Annotated in this window: 21 protein-coding genes; 6 read left to right on the top strand and 15 right to left on the bottom strand. The window is 46.3% G+C overall.

All coding sequences use genetic code 11. From position 1 onward, the window contains the following. Positions 1-2: 2 nt before the first annotated feature. Entirely contained in the window at positions 3-2,066 is a 2,064-nt protein-coding gene (locus tag IS446_RS04145) for an insulinase family protein (RefSeq protein WP_203058726.1), read from the top strand. Positions 2,067-2,121: 55 nt separating this feature from the next. Here the strand turns inward: IS446_RS04145 and IS446_RS04140 are convergent, their stop codons facing one another. Further along, complete coding sequence (locus IS446_RS04140) at positions 2,122-3,000, bottom strand: DMT family transporter (protein WP_203058725.1); 879 nt, start codon at positions 2,998-3,000, stop codon at positions 2,122-2,124. 219 nt (positions 3,001-3,219) lie between these two features. Here IS446_RS04140 and IS446_RS04135 point away from each other — a divergent pair, with 219 nt between their 5' ends. Beyond that, on the top strand, positions 3,220-3,639 hold the full coding sequence (locus IS446_RS04135) for a hypothetical protein (protein WP_203058724.1): 420 nt from the start codon (positions 3,220-3,222) through the stop codon (positions 3,637-3,639). Between the two features lie 114 nt (positions 3,640-3,753). On the opposite strand, the gene gldD is transcribed toward IS446_RS04135, so the two are convergent. The 4 genes from gldD to mutY are packed head-to-tail and all read right to left on the bottom strand — an operon-like array spanning position 3,754 to position 7,259. Beyond that, the gene (gldD, locus tag IS446_RS04130; protein WP_203058844.1) at positions 3,754-4,314 is read right to left on the bottom strand and encodes a gliding motility lipoprotein GldD; all 561 of its coding nucleotides are present in this window, start codon (positions 4,312-4,314) and stop codon (positions 3,754-3,756) included. A 5-nt stretch (positions 4,315-4,319) separates the two neighbouring features. Beyond that, positions 4,320-5,642: a gliding motility-associated protein GldE gene (locus IS446_RS04125; RefSeq protein WP_203058843.1), complete on the bottom strand. Its 1,323-nt coding sequence runs from the start codon at positions 5,640-5,642 to the stop codon at positions 4,320-4,322. Between the two features lie 25 nt (positions 5,643-5,667). Further along, positions 5,668-6,165, bottom strand: a complete 498-nt coding sequence (locus IS446_RS04120) for a single-stranded DNA-binding protein (RefSeq protein ID WP_203058723.1) — start codon at positions 6,163-6,165, stop codon at positions 5,668-5,670. Positions 6,166-6,215: 50 nt separating this feature from the next. Next, positions 6,216-7,259, bottom strand: a complete 1,044-nt coding sequence (gene mutY / locus IS446_RS04115; RefSeq protein ID WP_203058722.1) for an A/G-specific adenine glycosylase — start codon at positions 7,257-7,259, stop codon at positions 6,216-6,218. A 130-nt stretch (positions 7,260-7,389) separates the two neighbouring features. Here mutY and IS446_RS04110 point away from each other — a divergent pair, with 130 nt between their 5' ends. From IS446_RS04110 to IS446_RS04100, 3 genes are all read left to right on the top strand, one after another. Then, complete coding sequence (locus IS446_RS04110) at positions 7,390-7,680, top strand: HU family DNA-binding protein (protein WP_203058721.1); 291 nt, start codon at positions 7,390-7,392, stop codon at positions 7,678-7,680. 328 nt (positions 7,681-8,008) lie between these two features. Next, positions 8,009-9,553 (top strand): Rne/Rng family ribonuclease, encoded by a 1,545-nt coding sequence (locus tag IS446_RS04105; protein WP_203058720.1) that lies wholly within the window; start codon positions 8,009-8,011, stop codon positions 9,551-9,553. Between the two features lie 148 nt (positions 9,554-9,701). Continuing rightward, entirely contained in the window at positions 9,702-10,175 is a 474-nt protein-coding gene (locus tag IS446_RS04100) for a regulatory protein RecX (RefSeq protein WP_203058719.1), read from the top strand. Here the strand turns inward: IS446_RS04100 and IS446_RS04095 are convergent. The 6 genes from IS446_RS04095 to IS446_RS04070 form a co-directional block, all read right to left on the bottom strand. Then, complete coding sequence (locus IS446_RS04095; RefSeq protein WP_203058718.1) at positions 10,165-11,031, bottom strand: cupin-like domain-containing protein; 867 nt, start codon at positions 11,029-11,031, stop codon at positions 10,165-10,167. The genes IS446_RS04100 and IS446_RS04095 overlap by 11 nt on opposite strands. Positions 11,032-11,071: 40 nt before the next feature. Then, on the bottom strand, positions 11,072-12,175 hold the full coding sequence (gene bioB, locus IS446_RS04090; RefSeq protein ID WP_203058717.1) for a biotin synthase BioB: 1,104 nt from the start codon (positions 12,173-12,175) through the stop codon (positions 11,072-11,074). Between the two features lie 167 nt (positions 12,176-12,342). Further along, positions 12,343-13,500 (bottom strand): beta-ketoacyl synthase N-terminal-like domain-containing protein, encoded by a 1,158-nt coding sequence (locus IS446_RS04085; RefSeq protein ID WP_203058716.1) that lies wholly within the window; start codon positions 13,498-13,500, stop codon positions 12,343-12,345. Positions 13,501-13,580: 80 nt separating this feature from the next. Continuing rightward, on the bottom strand, positions 13,581-14,855 hold the full coding sequence (bioA, locus tag IS446_RS04080; RefSeq protein WP_203058715.1) for an adenosylmethionine--8-amino-7-oxononanoate transaminase: 1,275 nt from the start codon (positions 14,853-14,855) through the stop codon (positions 13,581-13,583). 87 nt (positions 14,856-14,942) lie between these two features. Beyond that, on the bottom strand, positions 14,943-15,563 hold the full coding sequence (gene bioD / locus IS446_RS04075; RefSeq protein WP_203058714.1) for a dethiobiotin synthase: 621 nt from the start codon (positions 15,561-15,563) through the stop codon (positions 14,943-14,945). Between the two features lie 21 nt (positions 15,564-15,584). Continuing rightward, positions 15,585-16,742, bottom strand: coding sequence for an aminotransferase class I/II-fold pyridoxal phosphate-dependent enzyme (locus IS446_RS04070; protein WP_203058713.1), 1,158 nt, complete (start codon positions 16,740-16,742; stop codon positions 15,585-15,587). A gap of 119 nt (positions 16,743-16,861) precedes the next feature. Between IS446_RS04070 and IS446_RS04065 the strand changes: the two genes are divergently transcribed. Beyond that, positions 16,862-18,646, top strand: a complete 1,785-nt coding sequence (locus IS446_RS04065) for a M61 family metallopeptidase (protein ID WP_203058712.1) — start codon at positions 16,862-16,864, stop codon at positions 18,644-18,646. 64 nt (positions 18,647-18,710) lie between these two features. On the opposite strand, the gene IS446_RS04060 is transcribed toward IS446_RS04065, so the two are convergent. The 4 genes from IS446_RS04060 to IS446_RS04045 form a co-directional block, all read right to left on the bottom strand. Next, on the bottom strand, positions 18,711-18,989 hold the full coding sequence (locus IS446_RS04060) for a FoF1 ATP synthase subunit delta/epsilon (RefSeq protein WP_203058711.1): 279 nt from the start codon (positions 18,987-18,989) through the stop codon (positions 18,711-18,713). A 54-nt stretch (positions 18,990-19,043) separates the two neighbouring features. After that, the gene (gene atpD / locus IS446_RS04055; RefSeq protein WP_203058710.1) at positions 19,044-20,552 is read right to left on the bottom strand and encodes a F0F1 ATP synthase subunit beta; all 1,509 of its coding nucleotides are present in this window, start codon (positions 20,550-20,552) and stop codon (positions 19,044-19,046) included. Between the two features lie 221 nt (positions 20,553-20,773). Continuing rightward, on the bottom strand, positions 20,774-22,249 hold the full coding sequence (locus IS446_RS04050) for an SGNH/GDSL hydrolase family protein (protein ID WP_203058709.1): 1,476 nt from the start codon (positions 22,247-22,249) through the stop codon (positions 20,774-20,776). 18 nt (positions 22,250-22,267) lie between these two features. Then, positions 22,268-25,057, bottom strand: a complete 2,790-nt coding sequence (locus IS446_RS04045) for a TonB-dependent receptor (RefSeq protein WP_203058708.1) — start codon at positions 25,055-25,057, stop codon at positions 22,268-22,270. Positions 25,058-25,085: the final 28 nt, after the last annotated feature.

The raw sequence follows: 25,085 nt of genomic DNA, 5'->3' as shown, positions 1-25,085 counted from the left end.
CTATGAAAAGGCTTATAACATTATTACTGATTTGCAGTTTCACTGCCGTTTCGGCTCAGATCGACCGTTCTGTAATGCCAAAATCAGGCCCAGAACCGGAGATCAACCTGGGCTCACCAAAAGAGTTTACTCTGCCTAACGGATTAACCGTTCTGGTGGTAGAAGACAAAAAATTACCGAAGGTAGCTTTCTACCTCAACATCGACAATCCGCCAATGGCAGAAGGCGATAAGACCGGGGTAGCTTCTTTAACCTCAAGCCTGTTAGGGCAAGGATCTAAAAACGTTCCCAAAGACGAATTCTACGAAGAGGTAGATTTTATGGGAGCGCGTATCAACGTCTATTCAGGAGGAGCTTTTGCCAGCGGACTCTCAAAGTACACCGACCGCATCCTGGAATTATTCTCTGATGCGATATTGAATCCGGATTTCAAAGAAGAGGGGCTGGAAGATGAGAAGAAAAAGCTCAAAGAAAACATAGCCAACAACGCTAAGAACGTGAGCAACATCGCCGGTAGAGTATCAAGAGCCCTTGCCTATGGTAAAAAACACCCGAGGGGAGAGTTCGCTACAGAGGAAAGTGTAGATCGCGTTACCCTCGCCGACGTCAGATCTTTTTACAACAACAGTTTTTCGCCGGGTAGTGCCTACCTGATCGCCGTGGGAGACATCGAATACCGCGACATCAAGAAAAAGATCACCAACCATTTTTCTAAATGGGCAAAATCATCGCCACTTGATCTGTCATACACCCAACCAGAGGATGCGCAGTACCGCCAGATCAACTTTGTAGATATGCCCAATGCAGTACAGTCTGATATTCGCGTACAGAATCTGGTGAACTTCACGCTTAATGATGAAGACTACTTCCCTGCCCTCCTGGCCAACTACATTCTTGGAGGTGGTGGTGAAGCGCGTTTATTCCAGGAATTGAGAGAAGCAAAAGGATATACCTATGGGGCGTACTCCAGAGCAACCCCAAGCAAATACGGCCCTACGACCTTCCAGGCCAGCGCAAGTGTAAGGAACGAGGTAACCGATAGCGCAGTAGTTGCATTTCTCGACGTGATCGACAATTTCAGGAACAACCCTGTTAGTGAAGAAGAGCTTAAGAGAGCCAAAGCCAAATACTCAGGAAACTTCATCATGTCTTTAGAAGACGAAGAAACCATCGCCGACCTGGCACTTAACGTAAAGATCAATGACCTCGACAAAGACTTCTACAAAACCTACCTTGAAAACGTTAACAAGGTGAGTGTAGAAGACATTCAGAGGGTAGCACAAAAGTACCTGAAGCCCGAAAAATTCCGCATCGTAGTGGTTGGAAAAGGAAGCGAAGTACTAAACGGACTCGAAAACATCAACTACCAGGGGAAAAAGATCCCTGTTAAATATTTTGACAGCGAAGCTACAGCCATCGAAAGACCGGTATACGAAGTGAGCGCTCCTGAAGGCATGGACGGCGCTACAGTTCTAAATAATTACATTGAAGCCATTGGCGGACGATCTGCTATTGAAGCCATCAAAACGATCCAGGCTACCTCTACTGCCAACATCCAGGGAATGCCCCTGGAGGTAGAAATGAAAAAAGGTAATGGCAAGTTCATGCTCGACATGAAAATGCAGGGCAATTCGATGAGCAAGCAGGTGTACAACGGCTCTGAAGCTTTTGTTGTTGCCCGCGGACAAAAGAACGTGCTCGAGGGCGAACAGGCCAAAAAACTGGCTGAATCTGCCGCTATTATTCCGGAGCTCGACTGGCTGGAAAATGCTCCTGAATTAAAAGGTATGGAAATGGTAGACGGGAAGCCCGCCTATGTTCTTGAGATCGCCGAAGGCGAACTGTATTACTACGACCAGGAAACAGGCCTTAAAGTAAAACAGGAAAGCACCGTGAAAATGGGACCAAATACCATGAAGAACATTCAGACCTTCGGAGATTACAGAGCTGTAGAAGGGGTTATGATGCCGTTTAGCATGTCTCAGAACATAGGACCACAAACCATAGACCTGGAAACCCAGGAAGTATTGGTAAACCAACCTATGGAAGAGTCAGATTTCAACTAAGACAATACCCTCTTTGAGGAAACCTTAAACCCGGCCTTATCAAGGTCGGGTTTTTTTATTTCCGTTTTCTGTTCACGAGATAGACACCCGCAAGGATCACCGCGGCCCCTGCAACCTGCATCAGGGTAAAACGCTCCCCGTCCAGGAGCCCCCAGAAGATACCCACCACAGGGATCAAATAGGTGACAGACGTAGAAAACACCGGGGTAGAGATCTGAATGAGCCGGTTGAACATGATCTTCGCGATCCCCGTTCCCACGACCGAAAGCAGGGCAACATACCCTATACCGGACCAAAAATGATCTCCCGAGATCACTTGTTGTGAGAACACTCCTGAAAAGAACAAAAGGAAGATCGCAGGGATCACCATAAGCACAAAACTCCCGGTAGCAATGGCCATGGCAGGAACATGCTGAAGTTTCGCTTTTATAATATTAGCATTGGCCGCATACATAAGGGCCGCAAGAACCACCAACAAGGCATAAAGGTAATTTTGTCCGGGGTTTACCTTTGCCCCCTGAAGGATTAGGATCACAGCCCCTGCCAGCCCCAGAAGTACCCCTGCAACCTGTACCCACCGCGTTTGCATACGAAAGGCCAGGAACCCGATAAGGATGGTGAACAAAGGAACAAGAGAATTGAGCACCGAGGCAATACTGCTATCGATCTCAGTCTCTGCATAAGCAAAGAGAAATACGGGAATAAAGGTGCCGCATAAAGCCGATGCCGCGATCCATTTGTAGTGAGATCGTTCAATTTTTTTAAGAGAACTCCAACCAACCAACAGCAAGAATGCAGAAGAGAAAACGATACGCACCGCCCCCAACTGAACCGGCGTAAATCCTTCTAACCCTTTCTTAATTAGAATATACGAACTCCCCCATACCAGGGAAAGCACGATAAGGTATACCCATTTGCGCTGATCTGTATGCATCCTGAAAATTAAGTGGCAAAAGTCTGATATTTTTTTCGAAAAAAAACACCTTCGGGGAATAATTAGATACGGAGAGCGACGAGCAGGGCCGAAAGACAGGTGAAACTCGACATCGTCCCCCATGCACCGATCGACACTGCTATGGGAATCCTCAACCGCACATACCTGCAATTACATCTTTCTTCCGTAATTTTACGGTATCATTTAAAATGCACACCGATGAAAAAATTACTCGCACTACTACTTTGCTTTTCTCTCTTTGTCACCTACTCCTGCAAGCAGGAGCCCAAGGCCCAGGGACCTACAAAAATGGAGCAGGTGATGGCCATTCACGACGAAGTGATGCCAAAAATGTCGAAAATAAGCAGCCTGGTAGGCCAACTCAAGCCTATAGCCGATACTACGGCAGCAGACTCTGAATACCATAAAGCCATGACCGATCTGCAAGCGGCACACAAGTCGATGATGGATTGGATGAAAGGATTTGGAGATCGATTTGACTCTGAGGAGATCCTGAAAGGCAAAGCCCTCACCCCGGAAAAAAAGCAATGGCTGGACGAAGAAGAGATCAAAGTCAAGGCAATGCGCGACCAGGTTAATTCAAGCATCGAAGCAGCCGAAAAGCTACTAATGCAATAACCTGACCGGAAACAGAAAACACCCTTTGCGAGAACGCCTCCAAAATGCATTGCACTTTAGAGGCGTTTTTTTATACCCGGTATCTTAAACTTTATGAAAGAAATTCGGGTCCGGCTACTTCCAATAGAACGACTCCATCACCTTTCGGATGTCGTTACCCAGGTAGTGAGCGGCAGGCATCACGGAGTCATAATTGGGCTTCACCTTAAAATAAAGAGACCCGGTAATAAAATGCCGAACACTGTCGGTAAGATAAAACTGGCTCTGAGAAGCCGCATTCCCCTCAAGCTCATAAAACATGCCATACACCCCGTCTTCTGCATTGACAAAGGGCTGCTCGGTGATATTATCGGCTTTGACCACGTGCTCATAGGTGAGCTTCTGGGCATCGCGAAGCAACTTATCCAGGTCGCCCTTTACCGGTTTATAGGTTACATAGATACTGGCATTGAACTTGTCGTAATCGAGAACGAACGAACAGTCTTTCTCGCCTACCAGCCTAGCAGAAGTATTTTTATCGAAAGCGAAGGAACAAGGCAGTTCTGCCGTTTCGTATTGCGCCTCAGGATATTCCAGACGCAACATCGCCTTAGGCTTAGGCACTACCGGATCTGAGCAGGAAACCATACCAACAGCAATGGTCATTGCAAAGCATACACTCAGACATTTTATCATAACATTCATGGATCAAGGGTAATTTTTATCTGTTTGATACGCCTGTTATCCAGGGCTTCAATTATAAAGGTGTATTCCCTGAATCGTATGCGCTCTCCTTTTTTCGGGAAACCTCCGGCGATCTCCAGAACAAATCCGGCCACGGTTTCAGACTCTCCTTTATTCTCTTCAAAGGCCGCAGGATCTTCTAAACGCAGTACGCGGTAAAAATCCTTAAGCGAAGTCTTGCCTTCAAAGACGTAATTCTTATCGTCAAGCTTGGAGTAGATCAGGTCTTCATCGTCGAACTCATCACTGATGTCACCAACGATCTCTTCAATAATATCCTCAAGGGTAACCAGACCGCTGGTACCCCCGTATTCGTCAACCACGATCGCGAGGTGACTCTTCATATCCTGGAACTCCTTCAGCAGGTCATCCAGTTTTTTGTTCTCCGGCACAAAATAAGCCTCTCGCTTAAGAGCGTTCCAGTCAAAGGACTTACGATCGAGATACGGCAGAAGATCTTTTACATACAACACCCCGGTTACCTGATCCATATGCTCTTTGAATACCGGGATACGGGAATATCCATTTTCTATGATAGAAGAGATCACTTCCTCGAACTTCATATCTTCGCTCAGGGCGAAGATATCGATACGGGGCCTCATGACCTGTCGGGTATCGGTATTACCAAAGGTCACGATACCCTGAAGTATCTTCTGCTCTTCCTTGGTGGTATCTTCAGAAGAGGTGAGCTCCAGTGCATGCGACAGCTGGTCGACAGAAATATTAGCCTTTTGCTTCCCCAGCTTATCCTGAAGGTAAAGCGTGATACCCCGCATCGGCACATTGAGCGGCGACAACAATTTACTCAGGAATTGCAGCGGATAGGCCATAAAACGCGAAAAACTCACATTATTCCTGCTGGCATAGATCTTAGGAAGTATCTCCCCGAAAAGCAAAATAAGAAAGGTAGCCAGAACTACCTCGGTAATAAAGCGCCAGGAAACAATACCTAATAGCGCCCCCTTGATGTTGCCGAACAGGTATTCGCCCAGAGAGCTAATAAGCAATACAATAGCGATATTGATAAAGTTATTAGCGACAAGGATCGTGGCAAGCAGTCGTTTCGGATCGTCGAGCAAACTGCTTACAACAACTGCTCTGCCATCTCCCTCCTGCTTTCCTTTTTGGAGATCGGAAGGATTTAATGAAAAGAATGATACTTCTGCGCCGGATATCAGGGCCGAACACATAAGCAGCAGGATCAATACTGCGAACTTAAGGACGACGGCCGTTTCTACGGTCATTAAAAAAGTAAGTAAACTCGAGGGCTCAGGGTCCAAGTGCTTCAAATTTGATTAGACAACATTAAAATGGAAGATCGTCGTCTTCCTCTTGCTGCTGTGGCGCTGCAGGACGTTGCGGTTGCTGTGTTGGTTGCTGTTGCTGTGAACCTCCGGCAGTATACCCACCTCCCTGGCTCTGCTGTGCAGAACGCTGGGCATCGGGCGAATAAGATCCGGACTCGGTCTTATTAGACAAAAAGGTAAAATCGGTTACATGCACCTCTGTGGTATATCGCATGTTCCCGTCTTCTCCCTGCCACTGACGGTTCTTCAAACGGCCTTCAACATAGACCTTATCTCCCTTTTTCAGGTACTTTTCACAGATCTCGGCAGCCTTATTTCTCATGACTATATTATGCCATTCTGTATTGGTAACGCGTTCTCCGGTCTGTCGGTTCGTGTAGGAGTCGTTGGTCGCGAGTGGGAATCTGCCAATACAGTTCCCTCCTTCAAAATAATTCATCTTCACATCATCTCCAAGGTGACCGATCAACATTACTTTATTTAGTGTTCCACTCATGTTTAAGTATGGTTATTGTTCTTAGTATCGATAAATGTATTAAAATTTACCTAATTGGAAAATTCAAATTCGTTTACAAAGTTAGCCAGCAAAACGGGCATGGCATAATCTGAAAGGCTACTTTTTGACACCCCCTGCTTCAGGTCGCCTTCAAGTTCAACGATCCAGAAACGCGTATAGATATGTTGATGAGATAATTTGTGAACCACCTCCGCTTCATTATACAGTCGTACATCGGCCGAAGACACGCCGGGAATATCCCGAACAAGCGCATGCCGGCTCACCTCCTCCCAATCTGCTGTGTGTGGTGTCTCCACCAATGGGAATTCATACAGGTCTCTCCATATATCCTTACCCGTTCTTTTGGTAATTAGCACATCCTTATTATTATAAGGTATCAGGTAGTTGAAATACCTTTTCTTCACCTTGGTCTTTTTCAACTTCACAGGCAACTCCCCGATCTGGTCTTTTTGCAAGGCAACACAACTAGTGTTCAACGGACACACATTGCAATCGGGATTTCTGGGAGTACACTGCCGGGCGCCGAACTCCATAATGGCCTGGTTATAGGTTCCGGGATCTTCTTCACTGATCAGGCCGGCTGCAAGTTCCCTGAAATAGCGAACCCCCTCCGTAGCATTTATGGGCATGTCTACTCCAAAATACCGGGACAGCACCCTGTAAACGTTACCGTCTACAACGGGCACCACCTCCCCGAAACTAAACGAAGCAATGGCTGCTGCCGTATAATCACCTATACCTTTCAGCTTTTTAAGCTCGGTATATGTCTGAGGAAACCTCCCATCGCACTCATTACTAATGTATTTGGCGGTTGCATGAAGATTACGCGCCCTGGAATAGTACCCCAAACCCTGCCACATCTTCATGACAAGATCTTCTTTTGCCGCTGCAAGGTGATGAACGGTAGGAAACTTATCAACAAATCTGAGATAATAAGGCATTCCCTGATCGACCCGGGTTTGTTGCAACATGATCTCGGAAAGCCATATTTTATAGGGGTTTAGCGTATTTCGCCACGGAAGGTCGCGCTTATTGCTTGTATACCAGCGTGTTAAGTGTTGATGAAAAGTCATAGAGCAAAGTAAAAATTTTTCCTATATTGGCTTTAGATAGTTTAATTTTAATTAATTACACTTTATTTATTGACTAATTAATTTATATATTTGCAACCCCTAAATTATAACTCTAAACAAAAGTACTAAAATGACAAAAGCAGACATCGTAGCGAAGATTTCGGAGAAGCTTGGAATGGAAAAAAATGATGTGCAGGCAACTGTGGAATCATTTATGGAAGAAGTGAAGATCTCACTAGAAAGTGGAGATAATGTTTACCTAAGAGGTTTTGGTAGCTTCATCATTAAGACAAGAGCTGAGAAGACAGGAAGAAACATCTCTAAGAACACTACTATTAAGATCCCAGCACACAATATTCCTGCGTTCAAGCCTGCGAAAGTTTTTGTAGAAGGCGTTAAGTCTAACGTAGAAGTAAAATAAATTAGTATTAATATAAATTCATTAGTCGATGCCAAGTGGTAAAAAAAGAAAAAGACATAAGGTAGCCACGCATAAGCGTAAGAAAAGAAGAAGAGCTAACCGTCACAAGAAAAAGTAGTTAGATTAACTACTTTTTCTTTTTTCATGGTATAGGTAAAGTATACCGATCGTTCATTGAAATAAGGATGGCATATGCAAACGCACCCATCCTGTCGGGTTATAATTTTAAACCTGTCGAACAACAAGAAGATTTAGGATCCTCCCGGATCTTAAATGATTGTTTAATCCATCGGTCTGTTCATTTCAGACAGATATAAATTCATTCAGAGTGAATAAAGAATTAATCGTAAGATCTGGTTCCTCTGACGTTGATTTTGCCATATTAAAGGATGGAAAACTCATTGAATTACACAAAGAACAGGACAGCAGCGACTTCTCGGTAGGCGACATCATGCTTGCCAAGGTCAGAAAGCCGGTTACCGGCCTTAACGCCGCTTTCGTAAACGTGGGGTATGAGAAAGATGCCTTTCTTCACTACCACGATCTGGGGCCTCAGCTCCAGTCTTTGCTGAAATTCATTAAACGTGTAAGCACAGGTAAACTAAAAGATTATTCTCTAAAAGGCTTCCCTTTTGAAAAGGACATTGACAAGAATGGCAGCATTAACGACGCAGTAAAAGCCAACCAGTCAATCTTGGTTCAAATCGTTAAAGAACCTATCTCGACAAAAGGGCCCAGGATCAGTTCTGAGCTATCTATAGCCGGACGCTACCTGGTTTTGGTTCCGTTTTCAGACCGCGTTTCCGTATCACAAAAGATCGAAAGCAAGGAAGAAAAGGACCGTTTAAAAAGGCTCGTACAAAGTATCAAACCGAAAGGATTCGGGGTGATCGTTCGTACCGTAGCCGATGGCAAAAAAGTCGCCGAACTAGACAAAGACTTGAACAATTTGCTGACCAAATGGACAGCAATGTGCAAGAAGATCTACAAAGCAAAGCACCCGTCTAAGGTACTTAGTGAGCTTAACAGAGCAGCCTCTATCTTAAGAGACGTGTTCAACGATGAGTTCACCGGCATCTATGTAGACGACGAAACGCTTTACTTTCAGATCAAAGACTACGTGCAACAAATTGCACCGGGAAAAGAATCTATTGTAAAATTGTATGAATCTAACGTTCCTATCTTCGAGAAATACGGGATAGAACGACAGATCAAAACTTCTTTCGGACGCACAGTATCCACCAGCAAAGGGGCCTACCTAGTGATAGAACACACCGAGGCCCTTCACGTTATCGACGTTAACAGCGGTAACCGTTCGAACAAAGCGAAAAATCAGGAAGACACCGCATTGGAGGTAAACCTGATCGCTGCTAAAGAGGTCGCAAGACAATTGCGCCTCAGGGATATGGGTGGAATCATCGTGATCGACTTCATCGATATGTCGTCTGCAGAAAACCGCAGAAAACTATACGACCACCTGCGGGAAGAAATGAAGGATGACCGGGCCAAACACAAAATACTTCCCCCAAGTAAATTTGGCCTCATACAAATTACAAGACAACGCGTTAGACCGGAGGTTAACATCAAAACAAGAGAAGAGAATCCGAACGGACCAGGAGAAGTAGAAGCTCCGATCGTTCTGATCCAAAAGATGACCGCCGACCTCGAGCGCATTATTAACAACAAGGCATACAAGAATGGGATCGTACTTAACGCACACCCCTTTATTGCAGCCTACGTAACCAAAGGATTTCCATCCGTCCGTTCCAAATGGTTTTTGGAACACAAAAAATGGGTTAAAGTCCTACCCAGAGATGCTTACACTTATTTAGAATACCGTTTTAAAGATAAAGACGGTCAGAATTTATTATAGCTATAAAAACCACGTCTCAGGGCGTGGTTTTTTTGTTTCTACCCTACCCTATTCCCTTTACGCACCAAACGGCTCCTTTACATTCTCAACAGCTACTCCCTACCGATCGCCGAACCTAAAGTACCGGCAATTGTTTACATTTGCCTCCATGAACACCAAGCCCTCCTATACCGTCGAAGAAGCCACCCGGAAAATGGAAAACTACTGCGCCTACCAGGAGCGCTGCCATAAAGAAGTGATCAACAAGCTCAAGGCAATGAACATGATCCCCTTGGCCATCGATAGTATTATAGGCCATCTCATAGAACACAACTACTTAAATGAAGGCAGGTTTGCCAGGGAGTACGCAAGAGGAAAGTTCAGGGTTAAAAAATGGGGTCGAAACAGGATCATCAGGGAATTAAAACTTAGGGAGATCTCGCGATTCAATATACAAGATGCCATGAAAGAGATCCCTGAAGGCGAATACCTCGACACCCTTCATGAAACAGCCTTAAAACGCCTTGAACAAATTAAAGAGGTCAACCCCCTGAAAAGAAGAAAAAAGCTCGCAGACTACCTGCTATATCGCGGATGGGAGTCTCATCTGGTCTACGAGAAGGTCAGTGAACTTATCGGGTAATCCCCAACTTCCTGTGCGTTTCAACCACAGCCCGCTCATTCTTGACATCGATCCACTCCTGCCCCTTCCACCTGCGCATCAGGTTGTCGTAATGCCTCATCACAAAAACATTGTAAGCCGCCTTCATCAAGTTAGCAGGCTTTCCGGGGAATGACCGCAGACTCATAGAGAACCCCGGTGTAACATACTTCATGTAATGCCAGTAACCTTCCGGCATATACAACATATCACCATGCTCGAGATCTGCCACATAACCTCTAGCCTCCTTTAAGGCAGGCCACTTCTCGTAATCGGGAGCATCGAAATCAATATCTTCCCGTGATATCAGCGAATGAGGTATCTTATACAGGTAATCGGTTTGATCGGGCGGAAAAAGGACACATCGCTTCTCACCGTGAAAATGAAAATGAAGGATATTGGATAGGTCGATATCAAAATGCATGAACACCTTACTCCCTGCACCTCCAAAAAACAGCATCGGAAGCTGTTTTACAAGTTTTAACCCCAGGTCAGGCCAACGAATATCCTTTTGCAATCCCGGCACCTCCTTCATCAGATTATAAAGAAAGATGCGGTAGTTGGTAGGTTTGCTTTTAAGAAGATCTATATACGCTGCCATCTTCATTTCGGCATGCGCCTCATTAAAACCATCTTCATGAGACACGGGCCTGTCGTCATAGAGCGGCACTACCCGCTCTCCTGCGATAGACTTTATATAATCCAGATCCCATTTTTCATAAGCCGGCCAATGCTTCGCAAACCCCTTAACCACAACGGGGAGCTGAGGCCTTACATAAGACCTCAAAAACTCCTCCTTACTTATATTCTCGATCTCGGGAATCTTTTCCAGAAACATTTCGGTTAGAAAATAGGGTTTAGGTATCGGGGCGAAGTGACTACTTCGCCTTTTTCAATTCTTTGGCCTTCATCTTAGCCTCTTCATTACGCTCGATAGTATGTCCCGGACGGCTCCATTTTGGTTTTTCACCCAGGGCCTGGTACTGTGAATCTTCAGCTTCCACAGTTTCCGGTTGCATCTTTTTAATGAAAGGTTTCTGCGGATTCAGTCCTAACATTTCGAACATTTCCATGTCCTCGTTCACATCGGGATTGGGAGTGGTCAACAGCTTATCTCCTGCGAAGATAGAGTTGGCACCGGCAAAGAAGCACATGGCCTGCCCTTCCCTGCTCATTTCGGTTCTACCGGCCGACAGACGTACCTGGGTTTCAGGGATCACAATTCGGGTGGTGGCCACCATACGGATCATCTCCCAGATAGGCACTGGCTTTTGCTCTTCCATAGGCGTACCCTCAACTGCAACAAGCGCGTTGATCGGCACTGATTCAGGCTGCGGATTCAAACTCGCTAATGAAACGAGCATCCCTGCGCGGTCTTCTACAGATTCACCCATCCCGATAATACCACCACTACAAACGGTAACATTGGTCTTACGTACGTTATCGATGGTCTCCAGGCGGTCTTCATATCCGCGCGTAGAGATCACCTCCTTGTAGTATTCTTCAGAGGTATCGAGGTTGTGATTGTAGGCGTAGAGTCCGGCTTCAGCAAGTCGCTTAGCCTGGGTCTCGGTGATCATTCCAAGGGTACAACAAACTTCCATATCCAGCTTGTTAATGGTTCTCACCATTTCAAGCACCTGGTCGAATTCCGGACCATCCTTTACATTTCTCCAGGCTGCTCCCATACATACACGGGAACTACCCGAAGCCTTCGCTCTCAAAGCTTGTGCCTTTACATGTGACACAGACATGAGGTCATTACCTTCCAGGTCGGTGTGGTATCTTGCTGCCTGCGGACAATACCCGCAGTCTTCAGGACACCCACCGGTCTTAATAGATAAAAGGGTTGATACCTGAACGGTATTAGGATCGTGATATTTTCTGTGCACTGTTGCAGCCTCGTACAACAGGTCCATTAGAGGCTTATTGTAAATCTCCAGGATCTCTTCCCTGGTCCAATTGTGTCTTATCTCACTCATAAGGACATTACTTATCATGGATCTGCCTTCAAATTTCACAGCAGATCGTTGGTTGAATATAGAGGCAAAAATAAAGAAAATGGAATTGCTAAGGCGTATACACAGGCCAAATATATTGGCATCATCGTACTTGTGAGCCTATAAAAAAATTACTCCTGAAAATAATTTCAAGGTGTTTCCAATAAAACACTCACCGCATTACCGCCAAAGCCTACGGCATTGACCATGATCCTCTCCAGTTTTTTGGGACCGGTGTTATTTTCGGTAAAGGGAACGCCTACAAATTCCTGTTTCTCGAGCATCAAAAGCGCAAGTTCCAGGCTCAGGGTGCCCGAGGCTCCAAAGGTATGCCCGATCTTCCACTTGTTGGAGGTTATGGCAGGTAGCTTCTCCTTCCCGAAAACAGCCTCGATAGCGCGCACCTCAGACAGGTCTCCCTTAATGGTTCCGGGAGCATGCATAACAATGGCGTCTACTTCTGAGGGCGAAAGATCGCCCAGTGCCTTTTTCATTGACCTTTGAAAACATTTTGCATCTGAAGAGATCGAGATGTTGTGCTTTAACCGTTCTGTAGCATAGCCTATCCCGGCAATATAGGCCAACGGTATTGTGTGAGGGTCACTTTCCATACAGATCATAGACGCCCCCTCTCCAAGGACCATGGTATTCCTGTTCTTTTCAAGATCTAAAGCCCTGCAAGGATAATCGGCCCCGGCCTTTGCATAGATCTTCAGGGAATTCATTTGTGCGAGGGTAAACGGGGTTAATCCGGCTTCGCTGCCACCTGCGAGAAACTTATCTGTGAGTCCCGAATGCAACCAGGCAAAACCATTGAGCACAGCGTGAAGTGCTGTTGAGCATGTGATAGAATGAGAGATCACAGGCCCGTCTGCCTGCAGGTCGTGCCCTACCCAGGAAGCAATATTCCCCAGCGTGGTCGTTGGCGAAGAGAGTGTGGGTGCATACCCCTCATTTAAATAAGTAGCGTGATATTTTTCAAATAACCCCGTAGCGCCCCTGGATGACCCCACATTAACACCAAAATGATCACCCTTTTTCCATCCGGCCATTTGCACCGCCCTGCGGGAGGCCTGTAATGCGAATAAAACAGAATCGTCGAGCTCGCCGTACTTACTATCCGAATTCCGTAATAAATCTATAATCCGGGCCTCACTTTCGGTTACTGGTGCAACGGGAAACACCTTCCCGTTTTCCAGACGATCTTCAAAACAATGATCAGGTTGTTGGTATCTCGACCAGGCTTCTTCAAGCGTTCCCCCAAGAGGCGAAACACTTCCAATTCCTGTGATAGCTATCTTCTTCATGCAATTTCTTTATCGGATGATCCGGCAGGCAAAAATACGAGATAATACGCGCAGGGCAATGCATTACCCGCTATAACCAACTACAACGCCCCACCCTTATCCAGAACGGCCTCTATAGCGCTATAGAGCACTTCCATTTGCTCATTCGTAGTTACGTAGGGCGCGAGGATGTAGATCGTATTTCCTAAAGGCCTTAAAAAGGCACCATGAGCCATAAAATGGTCGTATAGCTTTTGGCGCAGGTTGCCGTAACGCTCCATTTCTATATCCAGCTCAAAAGCAAAGATCACCCCAAGTCTTCTGGTATTCTTAACCAGGGGAGACGGAGAGATCCGGGCCTCGAAGTCCCTGTGCAACGACCGGATACGACTTATATTCTCTTGCATGTCTTCCGAGCGCAATAATTCGATTCCGGCAATGGCTGCGGCGCAGGCTAACGGATTTGCCGTATAGGTGTGTCCGTGGAAAAAGCCCTTGCCCAGATCATCGCTAAGAAAGGCATTGTAAACCTCCTTCGTACAACTGGTAGCTGCCATTGGGAGCATTCCGGCGGTCAGGGCCTTACTCAGGCAGATCATATCCGGCTTAATCCTTAACTGATCAGAAGCGAACAAGGTTCCGGTCTTCCCAAAGCCTGTCATAACCTCATCGGCAATATTGAGCACCCCGTGAGCCGAAGCGATCTCCATAAGTTGCTCCAGGGGAGCTGCATCATACATCTTCATACCTGCCGCACCCTGAACCAGGGGTTCAAAGATAAAGGAAGCTACCTTTCCCGAAGAAAGAAAGGCCTTGAAGCGATCGATCACCGCTTCATTATTACGGCCGTCAGGTACCGGAATTCGCTCTACGCGTAAAAAGAAATCTTCAAAAGGCCCGTTATACACAGACAAGCCCGACACCGACATAGCCCCGAAGGTATCCCCGTGGAATCCGTTATCAAAGGCGACAATCGTATTACGATGCTCCCCGCGGTTAAAATGGTATTGCAACGACATCTTGATGGCTACCTCTACAGAGGTAGAACCATTATCCGAAAAAAAGAGCTTTTCCTGCCCTTCAGGAAGGATCTCCACAAGCAGCTCCGATAATTTGACTGCAGGTTCATGGGTAAGTCCCGAGAAGATCACATGGTCCAAACGTTCCAGCTGATCTTTCATCCGGGCCGTGATGTAGGGATTACAATGCCCGTACATACTCGTATACCACGAAGCGATGCCATCTACGTAATCTTTGCCCTTCTCATCTGTAAACACAGCGCCTTTTGCACTTGCTATTGCCAGGTGATCCGGGTTTATTTTATGTTGTGTGAGCGGATGCCACAGGTGTTTTTTATCTCTTTCTGATAAGGTCATTGCGATCTTTGATTAATTGATCTGTACGCATGGCGCAAGGGGCCCGATTACTGAGCCTGAATATAATTAACTGATATCTATATGAGATCAGAGCTTGTTAAGAGGCTCACGAAAATGATCGGCATACCGCCTTACGACCTCTTTGGTGAATTCTTTTTCCTCGTCAATACGGCCTATCACCGGAACTCCCGTCATACGCTGAATGATCTGCTCTGTTGTAGGATGCTTCTTTCCGCTAAACAGAATGGAAATGTCATATCCCTTTCGCTTTAACATGTCGATGGTTAGCAAGGTGTGATTGATACTTCCCAGGTAATGCCTGGAAACCACGACCACCTTGTAATCGGGTTTCATGATATCCAGAATGGTCGCATGATCATTAAGCGGAACCAACAGCCCTCCCGCCCCTTCGATGACGAGACTGTTTTCTGTTTCGGGTTCAGTGATCTTTGCGCTATCTATGGTTATCCCATCGATGGCTGCTGAAGCGTGCGGACTTATAGGAACTTTAAGTGCGTAGCTATTAGGGTGGAATTTGGTTTTCAGATTACTCACCAGTTCCTTAACCTTGTCTGTATCTGAATAATCCAGATCACCGGATTGTACGGGCTTCCAGTAGTCGGCTTCCAATGCCTCTGCTATGATGGCCGAAGCGATGGTTTTACCAACATCGGTAGAGATGCCGGTAACGAAGATTCTTTTACTCATAGATCACTAATACTGTACACATTAGACATTTTCCCGACTGGGATTCACAAAAATAAGAAGTCTCTCAATAAGCCCCCCTATTTCTTCAAAAGAATTATACGTATGCAAGCAAATACGAAGACGCTCCTGCCCCTCCGGAACAGTTGGCGATAAAATAGCCTTAACATCATATCCCGATCGCATAAGGTCATCACTCACTTGCTTAACGCGCTCATTACCCGGTATGACCACCGTACTTATGGCAGAATTACCGGCTTTAACGATCATCCCATCGGGCAGCTGCTGTAGGTTTTTGGCCAAAAGTGTTATTCTCGCCTCCAAAGCTTCCCTGAGGGCATCATCTTTCATGAGCTCATGCGACGCCATAATAGCTGCCAGTGCATGCGGAGGAAGCGCCGTAGTATAGATAAGGCTTCGGGCAAAATTAACAAGGTACTGCTTCAACGTTGCAGAACCGAGAACAGCTGCTCCATGAACACCGGGCGCCTTACCAAAGGTCACGATCCGGGCGAACACCTTATCGCGTACCGCCGCATCGTAAGACGCTCCGCGTCCGCCTTCACCTATAATTCCTACTGCATGAGCTTCATCAACAATGAGATAAGCATGGTGGTTTCTACAGAGTTCGACCATAGCAGGCAGATCGGCCCGATCACCATCCATAGAAAAAACAGATTCAGTGACCACGTATACCGTAGTATCGGGATCAGCAAACTTGTCAAGCAACCCCTCAAGAGCGGATAGATCATTATGTGGAAACTTGAATTTTCGGGCGATCCCCATTTGAAGACCATCCCTGACCGAAGCATGTATATACTCGTCATAGATCACCACATCACCGCGCTGAGGTACAGCAGAAAAGAAACCTACATTGGCATCGTAGCCGGAGTTAAAGATCAGGGCATCTTCAGCCAGGTAGTGTTCCTTTAAACGATCTTCAGCAGCTTTATACAGCGCATGATCCCCGCTTATTAGTCTGGAACCTGTACTTCCTGAGGTTGTCACCTCATACGTTTCAAGGATCTCGTGCGTGCGTTGCCACAACATTTCAGACCTGGAAAGTCCCAGGTAATCATTAGAAGAAAAGTCTGTTGCCGGGCGTTTTCCGGAGAGCGTACGAAGTGCATCTTCAGCGATACGCTTTGCTAACTTTTGATTTAACTTTTCAGGAAACTTCACTGATCTGCAATTTTTTCGCAGGTAAAAATACAACTCTTATCGCATAAAATCCCCGACGACCCCATCGTCAAACCGCCAATATTCAATAACTTCAGGCCTTTATTAACCAACCTGCATCCATGAAGAACATCATTTTCACCCTCTTCCTTTTCAGTATGATCAAGACAGGCGCTCAATCGGCAGTGGCCTACACTGTGAATTTTGACAACGCTATTCACCACGAAGCAACCATTGCGATCGAATTCCGAGATCTGGACACAGACACTTTGGACCTTACCATGAGCAGGAGTTCTCCGGGGAGATATGCCCTTCACGAATTCATGAAAAATGTATACAGCCTGAAAGCATTTAACAACATGGGGGAAGAAGTATCGGCCGTAAGACCGAATCCGTATGACTGGAAGATCCCGGTTAGCGGAAATTACCTTAAAGTAACCTACACCCTTTTCGCCAACTATGCCGACGGGACCTATAGTGACATCAGCGAATCGCATGCCCACCTCAATATGCCCGCTACCCTGATATATGCTCCTTCCCAAAGGAACAAGGAACACCGCATTACCTTTGAGACGCGAAAAGACCTCAACTGGAAGATAGCCACCCAGCTGGCTAAGGAAAATGATCATACCTATAGCGCCCCCGATCTGGATTACCTCATGGACAGTCCTACAGAACTATCAGACCACGACACCCGAACAACGATCATAAAAAAAGGCGACAAAGAACAACGCATCACCTTCGCCCTGCACCACAACAGTACCGCAGAACATTTTGATGCATTCTTTGAGAAGGTAAAGTCTATTGTTTCTGAAGAGATCGCTGTATTTGGAGAAGCTCCCGATTACGATATGGGGCAATACACCTTTATTGCCTGTTACCTGCCCTGGGTGTATGGCGACGGGATGGAACACCGCAATTCCACAATTCTTACCAGCAGCCTCGAGCTCACTCCTGAAAATGAGGCCCGCTTACTGGGTACCGTCGCCCATGAATTTTTTCACGCCTGGAACGTAGAACGCATAAGACCGGTGTCGCTGGAACCTTTTGACTACAGGAATGCGAATATGAGCGGTGCGTTGTGGTTCGCAGAAGGGTTTACCTCCTACTACACCAACCTCACCCTTAAACGTGCAGGCATAATCGATACAGAGCAATACCTCACCAGTATCACGCCAACCTTCAATTACGTGTGGGGATCACCGGCAAGGGCGTATTTCAATCCGGTAGAGATGAGCTACCAGGCCCCCTTTGTAGATGCCGCAACCTCTGTTGACCCGGTAAACAGAGGTAACACCTTTATCTCCTATTATTCATACGGACATATGCTGGGACTCGCACTTGACCTGGAATTAAGAAGTATGGATAAAGACCTGGATGGGTACTTTAAAATTCTATGGTCCCAATACGGAAAAACAGAAAGAGCCTACACCCTTGACAACCTCAAAACCACATTAGGTGAATATGCGGGAAAAACCTTTGCAGAAGGTTTCTTCGAGGCATACATCTACGGTGCAGAGCGACCTGATTACCAAAAACTCTTTAGAAACATGGGGGTCATGATCGCCACGGATACGAATTCCCCCTATTTCGGAGCCGAACTAACCAACAATACCATTACCAGCTATCCAATACAAGGAAGTCCATCCTATAAGGCAGGGCTAAGTAAGGGCGACGTGATCATCAAGGTAAATGGTGTAAAGGCAAACATCAAAGACCAAGAGGCCTTTCTGAGCATGGTAAAACCGAAGGAAGAGGTAACCCTGGAAATAGCACGTTTCGGGAAGATCATGAACAGGAAGGTAACCCTCGGAAGGTCTCCCGTGGTCACTATAAGTACAGACCCGAATGCACCTGCGAAAGCGAAGAAAAAAAGAAAGCAGTGGCTTGAAAAGAAGAAGGAATAAAAAGGGAGAAAATAAAAAAGCGCCGGTAATTACCGGCGCTTTTTTTATCTAAAGTCTAAACTTATCAGTCTGCGAGAACGATCACTTTATTATCGTTCATCTCGATGGTTCCGCTATTGATAGCGAGAATAGTTGCATCTTTCTCACCCTTAGTGAACCTGTCGGCGTATTGCTTTTCGATAGTAATATCGCCATAGATCTTAACCTTACCCTCTCCGAGGATCGAAACGATCGGGGCGTGGTTATTCAACATCTGAAACTCACCATCGATACCCGGAACGGCAACAGAGGTTACCTCTCCTTTGAACAGTGTAGCTTCGGGTGTTACTATTTCTAAATACATAGTTTACAATTTTCAGTATTCCTTATCGGGATCGCTCCCAAAACCGTTATCTGATTAAGCCTCAGCAAGCATTTTCTCACCAGCTTCGATAGCTTCTTCGATGGTCCCTTTAAGGTTAAAGGCTGCCTCAGGAAGGTGATCCAACTCACCGTCCATGATCATGTTGAATCCTTTAATAGTGTCTTTGATATCTACAAGAACACCTGGGATACCGGTAAACTGCTCTGCTACGTGGAATGGCTGAGAAAGGAAACGTTGAACACGTCTCGCTCTTGCTACAGCAAGCTTATCTTCTTCAGAAAGTTCTTCCATACCAAGGATGGCGATAATATCCTGAAGTTCTTTATAACGCTGCAGAAGCTCTTTTACACGTTGCGCACAAGCATAGTGGTCTTTCCCGATCACCTCAGGAGCAAGGATCCTTGAAGAAGACTCCAGTGGGTCTACTGCAGGATAGATACCAAGCTCGGCGATCTTTCTTGAAAGTACGGTTGTAGCATCAAGGTGAGCAAAGGTTGTAGCAGGTGCCGGGTCAGTAAGGTCATCCGCAGGTACGTATACCGCCTGAACAGATGTAATAGATCCTCTCTTAGTAGAAGTAATACGCTCCTGCATAGCACCCATCTCAGTAGCCAGGGTTGGTTGGTAACCTACCGCAGAAGGCATACGTCCAAGAAGTGCAGACACCTCAGAACCGGCCTGGGTAAAGCGGAAGATGTTATCTACGAAGAAAAGAACGTCTTTCCCTTGTCCTTCTCCAGCTCCATCACGGAAGTACTCAGCGATGGTAAGACCTGAAAGGGCAACACGTGCACGTGCTCCAGGAGGCTCGTTCATCTGTCCGAATACGAAGGTAGCCTTAGACTCTTTCATCGCCTTCTTGTCTACCTTTTCAAGATCCCATCCACCTTCTTCCATAGAGTGCATGAAACCATCTCCGTACTTAATAATTCCTGATTCAAGCATCTCTCTAAGAAGGTCGTTCCCCTCACGAGTACGCTCTCCAACACCGGCGAATACAGAAAGACCTCCGTGTCCTTTCGCGATGTTGTTAATCAATTCCTGGATCAATACGGTCTTACCTACTCCGGCTCCACCGAAGAGTCCGATCTTACCTCCTTTTGCATAAGGCTCGATAAGGTCGATCACCTTGATCCCAGTATATAAAACCTCAGTTGTGGTTGTTAAGTCTTCAAATTTAGGTGCCTCACGGTGAATTGGAAGTCCGTTTTCTCCTTCTTTCGGAAGATTTCCAAGTCCGTCAATTGCATCTCCGATCACGTTAAACAAACGTCCGTATACATCGTCTCCGATAGGCATTTGAATAGGGCTACCCATGGCAACAACCTCAGTACCCTTACTTAAACCATCGGTAGAATCCATAGAGATCGTTCTTACTGTATCTTCTCCAATATGAGACTGTACCTCAAGAACCAATTTGGAACCGTCTTTTCTAGTGATCTCCAGTGAGTCGTAAATCTTTGGCAGTTCTGATTCAGAACCAAATTCCACGTCTACAACCGGACCAATAATCTGTGCAACTTTACCTGTAACTTTAGACATTACTTAAGTGTTTAATATTTAGCTTAATCTTGGCGAAAAAACCACTTGCATTCGCTTCAAAACGGACTTTTTTCGCGCTGCAAAGATATGCTTTTAATTGAAAATCCATCCTTTTTGATCTTTTTTTTTGACCCTCTGAAACAGACACTTCAAACCTTAGAGTAGAGACAAAAAAAACCCGATATAGCATCGGGTTTTTTCTATTCAATATTTTAAAAGGATCACGGTAATTGTACCGGATATAAAACTCCGAAATCACCGGCCTTGTACCTTGGTAATACAGCACCGTATTTCGCTTCGATAGCAGCCATACACTGGTTGGCTACAAAGGCATTTCCTCTTGGAGTAAGGTGTATCCCATCGAGGGAGAACAATCCTCCGGTCACCAGGTCATTGGTGAAAACAAACTCATCGAAAGGAATTCCCTCCGGAGCCTGGTTGATGATGGTATAGGCATCTACTACAGCCAGATCGTTCTGAGCAGCAACTGCTGCGATCACTTCATTGAAGGCACGGGTGGCCACATCGATCTCTTCCAGCTCGGTTGCGGTGAGCGCCCACTTGTCTTCCAGAGGCACAGAAACACCGTTTACCAGGGTTGGATCATCGTTAACCAAAGTACCCAGGAAGTTGGCACTTGGTAACACCAGGAGCTCGCCTTCTTTCAATTGTCTGTATGGAGGCAATCCGAATCCTGAAAGATCAGTAAGATCTTCATCGATGATCACAGGTGCATTTTGCCCCTCCATAAAGTTCACAGTTCTTAGTGCAGCTTCCTCAGCAGTGATAGCTCCACCAAGCACAAGCTGCTGCAATCCGCCATTATACTGTGCAAATCCCTGGTTTACGAAGGCCGCAGTCGGACCATCTAAAGGAATGGCATTGTAAGGTACGGTCGTGAAATAAGGGATCACGGTTACATTAGGAACATTGGCAACAACTCCTTTGGCACCTCCCGAAGTCAGTGCAGTAACAATAGAGCTGTAAACCTGAGCAAACACCTGAGGATCGGTAATGTCACTCCCCCCGTAGGTCGAAGGATCAAAATTCCCTGCCTGGTTCTCACCATCACCTCCATCGATCGCATACCCAAGTACATCGTTAGCACCGATCCAAAGGGTAAAGAAAGAAGGATTTTGCGCCATCGCATCTTCAAGAACAGTAGAGGCCTCACCCGAGGAGAATCGTACATAGTACGGATTGGCGAGTCCTTGCTGCAAGGCAGCCAGACTTCCGTATCCCGGAGCTACCAAATGATAACTCTTAGCACCCGGAACCCCCATATTATTAAAAGGTCCTGACAATTTTTGGGTTACCTCAGTAGTGGCGTTACCGGGCAAACGAACCGGACCTGAACCGTCAAAGATCAAACGATTCTCCAGGAACTGGTTTCCGCCAATAAGCATACCTCCCAGGTTATCGGCCATTAGAGGCTGAGTGAATTCTCCACCTCCCACAAGGCCGAATTGCCCGGCCAGCAGATTAGGAAAGGAACTCATTTGCGCAGCCTGAAACAAGGCTCCGTCGGTATACCCCGCAGTCAGGGAATTTCCAAGAGAAACATAGGTTGAAAAATCGGCCGTTCCGGCAGAATACTCTACCTCGGTGATCGGGTCCATTCCGCCATCGTCGTCACTCTCACAGGCGACAAACCCAAGCGCTAAGATCGGAAGGATCCATTTATATGATAATTTCATTTTGATACGTTTTTAAGATTATAAGTTATTGATGGTCCATGACACATAGTACTGAGCACCGATACGTCCGGTACCAATAGCTGTAAAGTACTCATCGGCTCCAATATTCGCAGCACCCGCCTTAAAGGTCGATTTAAGCGATGGTACACGATAATTGATCTGCGCATCGAGCACATCGAATGACGGAATTTGACCGTCGGCAAAACTCGATTGCCATTGGTAGGTATCATTCCATCTGTAACTCACGTTAAATCCGAAATTCTTAAAGAGGTTCACACTACCAAAGCTCGCTTTAAACTTATGTCTTGGCGTGTTGAAGTTGGCACGGAAATCAGGATCGTCCAATTCAAAATCTGCATACGTATAATTCGCACTAACATCGAACTTCTTAAAGATCGTGGTAGAGGCTGCAATAGCCGCACCATAAGATCTTACCTGGCTTGTTGCATTGGTATAGGTCTGGTAAGCAAAGAAGTCGTCGTTCTGAAGGGCTTGAACTGCGAGTCCGTACCCTTGCTGTGGCGTGCCATCGGCAGCAACATCATTAACATCACCATAGAAAGGTACGAGAACCGTTTCGTTAGCGATAAAATCGTCGTACCAGGAGTAGTACCCATTCATATCAATAGTAAAGGGCCCTACAACTCCACGATACCCCAGTTCGGCTACCTTCGCCTTTTCCGGAGCAACCAAGCCTACATTGGCAGATGCCGGAGCACCCGCACCTACAGAACTCAGAGAGAAGGCATTTTCATAAGCCTGACGTCCAACAACGTCAACAGTTGTTGAACCAACAATAGCAGCTCCCTGTCCTGAAAGCTCAAAGGTTCTTACATCCCTGTCGAGGTTGGTTGGAGCTGAACCTACCAGTATAGCACGTCCGGCGTCAAGACCAATAAAGAGGTCCTGGGTGGTCGGGTTACGGAAGGCTGTCTGGAAAGAAGCCCTGATGTTGTGATCCCTGTTCGCTCCGGCAGTATACCCCACAGATAATCTTGGCGTGAACTGACCGTCGAACAATTCGGACTTATCGTAACGCACCGCTCCGGTAAGCTTTAAGCGATCGTCGAGTAATTGTTTTTGGATCTGCGTGTAGAGACCTACTTCGCTATATCTTATCGGTCCGTCGAAATCGGTATAAATTGTACCGAAAGAGTTCAGTTTGTATTCGCGGAAAGACCCACCCACCTGGATGTCGGCGATATCATGCGTAAGGTGAGCAAAGTTGTAGTTGAAATCAACGTGTCTCAACTGCGACGCATCCTGGAACTTAGCACCTGTAGTAAGGTCCGGATCATCGGTTATACGATCGAAAGTATTCTGGAATTCAGGAGTACCGGGGATCAACCTACCGGTATCGGCTACACCACGGGCAATACCGTGCGCCTGTTCGCTGTTCGCTCCACCCAGAACAGCCTGGATATAGGCTCCAGCGTATTCTCCGAACCACTGGTTATCGCTTTTCCAGGCACGGTTAATATTAATACCTGCAAAACGCATATCGTATGAGTCCCCTGCATCTTCATCTGTAATATATCCTCTTACGAAAAAGTTGTCGTTCTTAAACTCCAGCTTGTGCTGCTGCAGGAAGAAATCTTTGATCGTATAACGGTTAGCACCCTGATAAATGGTAGTACCTTTCCCGATCTTCCCCTGATAAATGATCTCAAAATCATCTGCAAAAGGTCGGTAATGCAAGGCAGCATCAAACTTGACACTTTCTGCGTTATAGTTGGTAAGGTCGCTTTCCAGATACCCCGTTCTACTTACGTTCTCATCCGGCAAAAGATTTACCAGACCGGCACTTGGAAGCACCCCAAGGTTCACGAGGGCTTCACCTACCCCTCTGATGTTCGTGCTTACCTCATCTCCGTAAACGTTCAATCCGTCGTAATTCACATCATCACCACGACCTAGACCAGGATTATTGAGGTTAGCCTCGTCTACAGCCCACCAGTCGGTACCTCTTAAGAAAGAGAAGTTGGCCTTGGCAGCGAACTTGTCTGAGAATTTCTTGGCCAGACGAATTCCAACGTCGTAGAATTCGTTATCACCGGCAGCCTCCTGAGAGGTGATCCCCGATTTTACATATCCGCTTACCCCTTCGTAATCGAACGGACTCTTACTTCTCATGAACAGGATCCCGTTAAAGGCATTGGCACCGTAAAGCGCAGAAGATGCACCGGGAAGAAGTTCAACACTCTGAACATCGATCTCTGTAATACCAAGAAGGTTACCCAGCGGGAAGTTAAGCGCAGGCGCAGAGTTATCCATCCCATCTACCAACTGAACGAAACGCGTATTGGCAAAAGTGGCAAATCCGCGGGTGTTGATCGACTTAAAGGTTAAACTGTTCGTGTTGATATCAACCCCTTTCAGATTTTCTAATCCGTCGTAGAAATCTACCGAGGCTGTATTCTTAATTTCTTTAATTCCGAAACGCTCGATGGTTACCGGCGATTCAAAGATCCTTTCCGGAGTTCTCGATGCCGAAAGCACGATCTCTCCAAGTTGTGTAGTTTCTTCTTCCATACGGATAAACAAAGCCTGAGAAGCTGAAGAAACTTCAATCGTTTGCGTTTTAAATCCAATACTACTAACGGTAATAGAAAATGGAAGTGATTCACGGGTCGTTAATTCGAATTTCCCGTTAAAGTCGGTGACCGCCCCTGCTGCAGCCCCGACCAATTTTACATTGGCACCGGGTACAGGCTGGTCGTCTGGATCGACCACGGTTCCCGATAGTGTCGTCTGAGCAGATAGTGTTGCCCCTACCAGAAAAACACACAGTAATAGTAAAGTTCTCATCAATAATTTTTTAAGTTATGGCGAGAAA

This window comes from Robertkochia sediminum (genome assembly GCF_016786255.1).
Classification (GTDB): Bacteria; Bacteroidota; Bacteroidia; order Flavobacteriales; family Flavobacteriaceae; genus Robertkochia; species Robertkochia sediminum.
The sequence above is the reverse complement of the archived record's forward strand: the minus strand, read 5'-3'. Positions and strand labels throughout refer to the sequence as shown.

Coding starts and splice junctions, on each gene's coding strand:
- IS446_RS04145 (WP_203058726.1), top strand. CDS start 3: ATGAAAAGGCTTATAACATTATTACTGATTTGCAGTTTCACTGCCGTT.
- IS446_RS04140 (WP_203058725.1), bottom strand. CDS start 3,000: ATGCATACAGATCAGCGCAAATGGGTATACCTTATCGTGCTTTCCCTG.
- IS446_RS04110 (WP_203058721.1), top strand. CDS start 7,390: ATGACAAAAGCAGACATCGTAGCGAAGATTTCGGAGAAGCTTGGAATG.
- bioB (WP_203058717.1), bottom strand. CDS start 12,175: ATGAGTGAGATAAGACACAATTGGACCAGGGAAGAGATCCTGGAGATT.
- IS446_RS04135 (WP_203058724.1), top strand. CDS start 3,220: ATGAAAAAATTACTCGCACTACTACTTTGCTTTTCTCTCTTTGTCACC.
- IS446_RS04085 (WP_203058716.1), bottom strand. CDS start 13,500: ATGAAGAAGATAGCTATCACAGGAATTGGAAGTGTTTCGCCTCTTGGG.
- bioD (WP_203058714.1), bottom strand. CDS start 15,563: ATGAGTAAAAGAATCTTCGTTACCGGCATCTCTACCGATGTTGGTAAA.
- atpD (WP_203058710.1), bottom strand. CDS start 20,552: ATGTCTAAAGTTACAGGTAAAGTTGCACAGATTATTGGTCCGGTTGTA.
- IS446_RS04120 (WP_203058723.1), bottom strand. CDS start 6,165: ATGAGTGGAACACTAAATAAAGTAATGTTGATCGGTCACCTTGGAGAT.
- IS446_RS04095 (WP_203058718.1), bottom strand. CDS start 11,031: ATGTTTCTGGAAAAGATTCCCGAGATCGAGAATATAAGTAAGGAGGAG.
- gldD (WP_203058844.1), bottom strand. CDS start 4,314: ATGATAAAATGTCTGAGTGTATGCTTTGCAATGACCATTGCTGTTGGT.
- IS446_RS04065 (WP_203058712.1), top strand. CDS start 16,862: ATGAAGAACATCATTTTCACCCTCTTCCTTTTCAGTATGATCAAGACA.
- IS446_RS04060 (WP_203058711.1), bottom strand. CDS start 18,989: ATGTATTTAGAAATAGTAACACCCGAAGCTACACTGTTCAAAGGAGAG.
- mutY (WP_203058722.1), bottom strand. CDS start 7,259: ATGACTTTTCATCAACACTTAACACGCTGGTATACAAGCAATAAGCGC.
- IS446_RS04100 (WP_203058719.1), top strand. CDS start 9,702: ATGAACACCAAGCCCTCCTATACCGTCGAAGAAGCCACCCGGAAAATG.
- bioA (WP_203058715.1), bottom strand. CDS start 14,855: ATGACCTTATCAGAAAGAGATAAAAAACACCTGTGGCATCCGCTCACA.
- IS446_RS04050 (WP_203058709.1), bottom strand. CDS start 22,249: ATGAAATTATCATATAAATGGATCCTTCCGATCTTAGCGCTTGGGTTT.
- IS446_RS04045 (WP_203058708.1), bottom strand. CDS start 25,057: ATGAGAACTTTACTATTACTGTGTGTTTTTCTGGTAGGGGCAACACTA.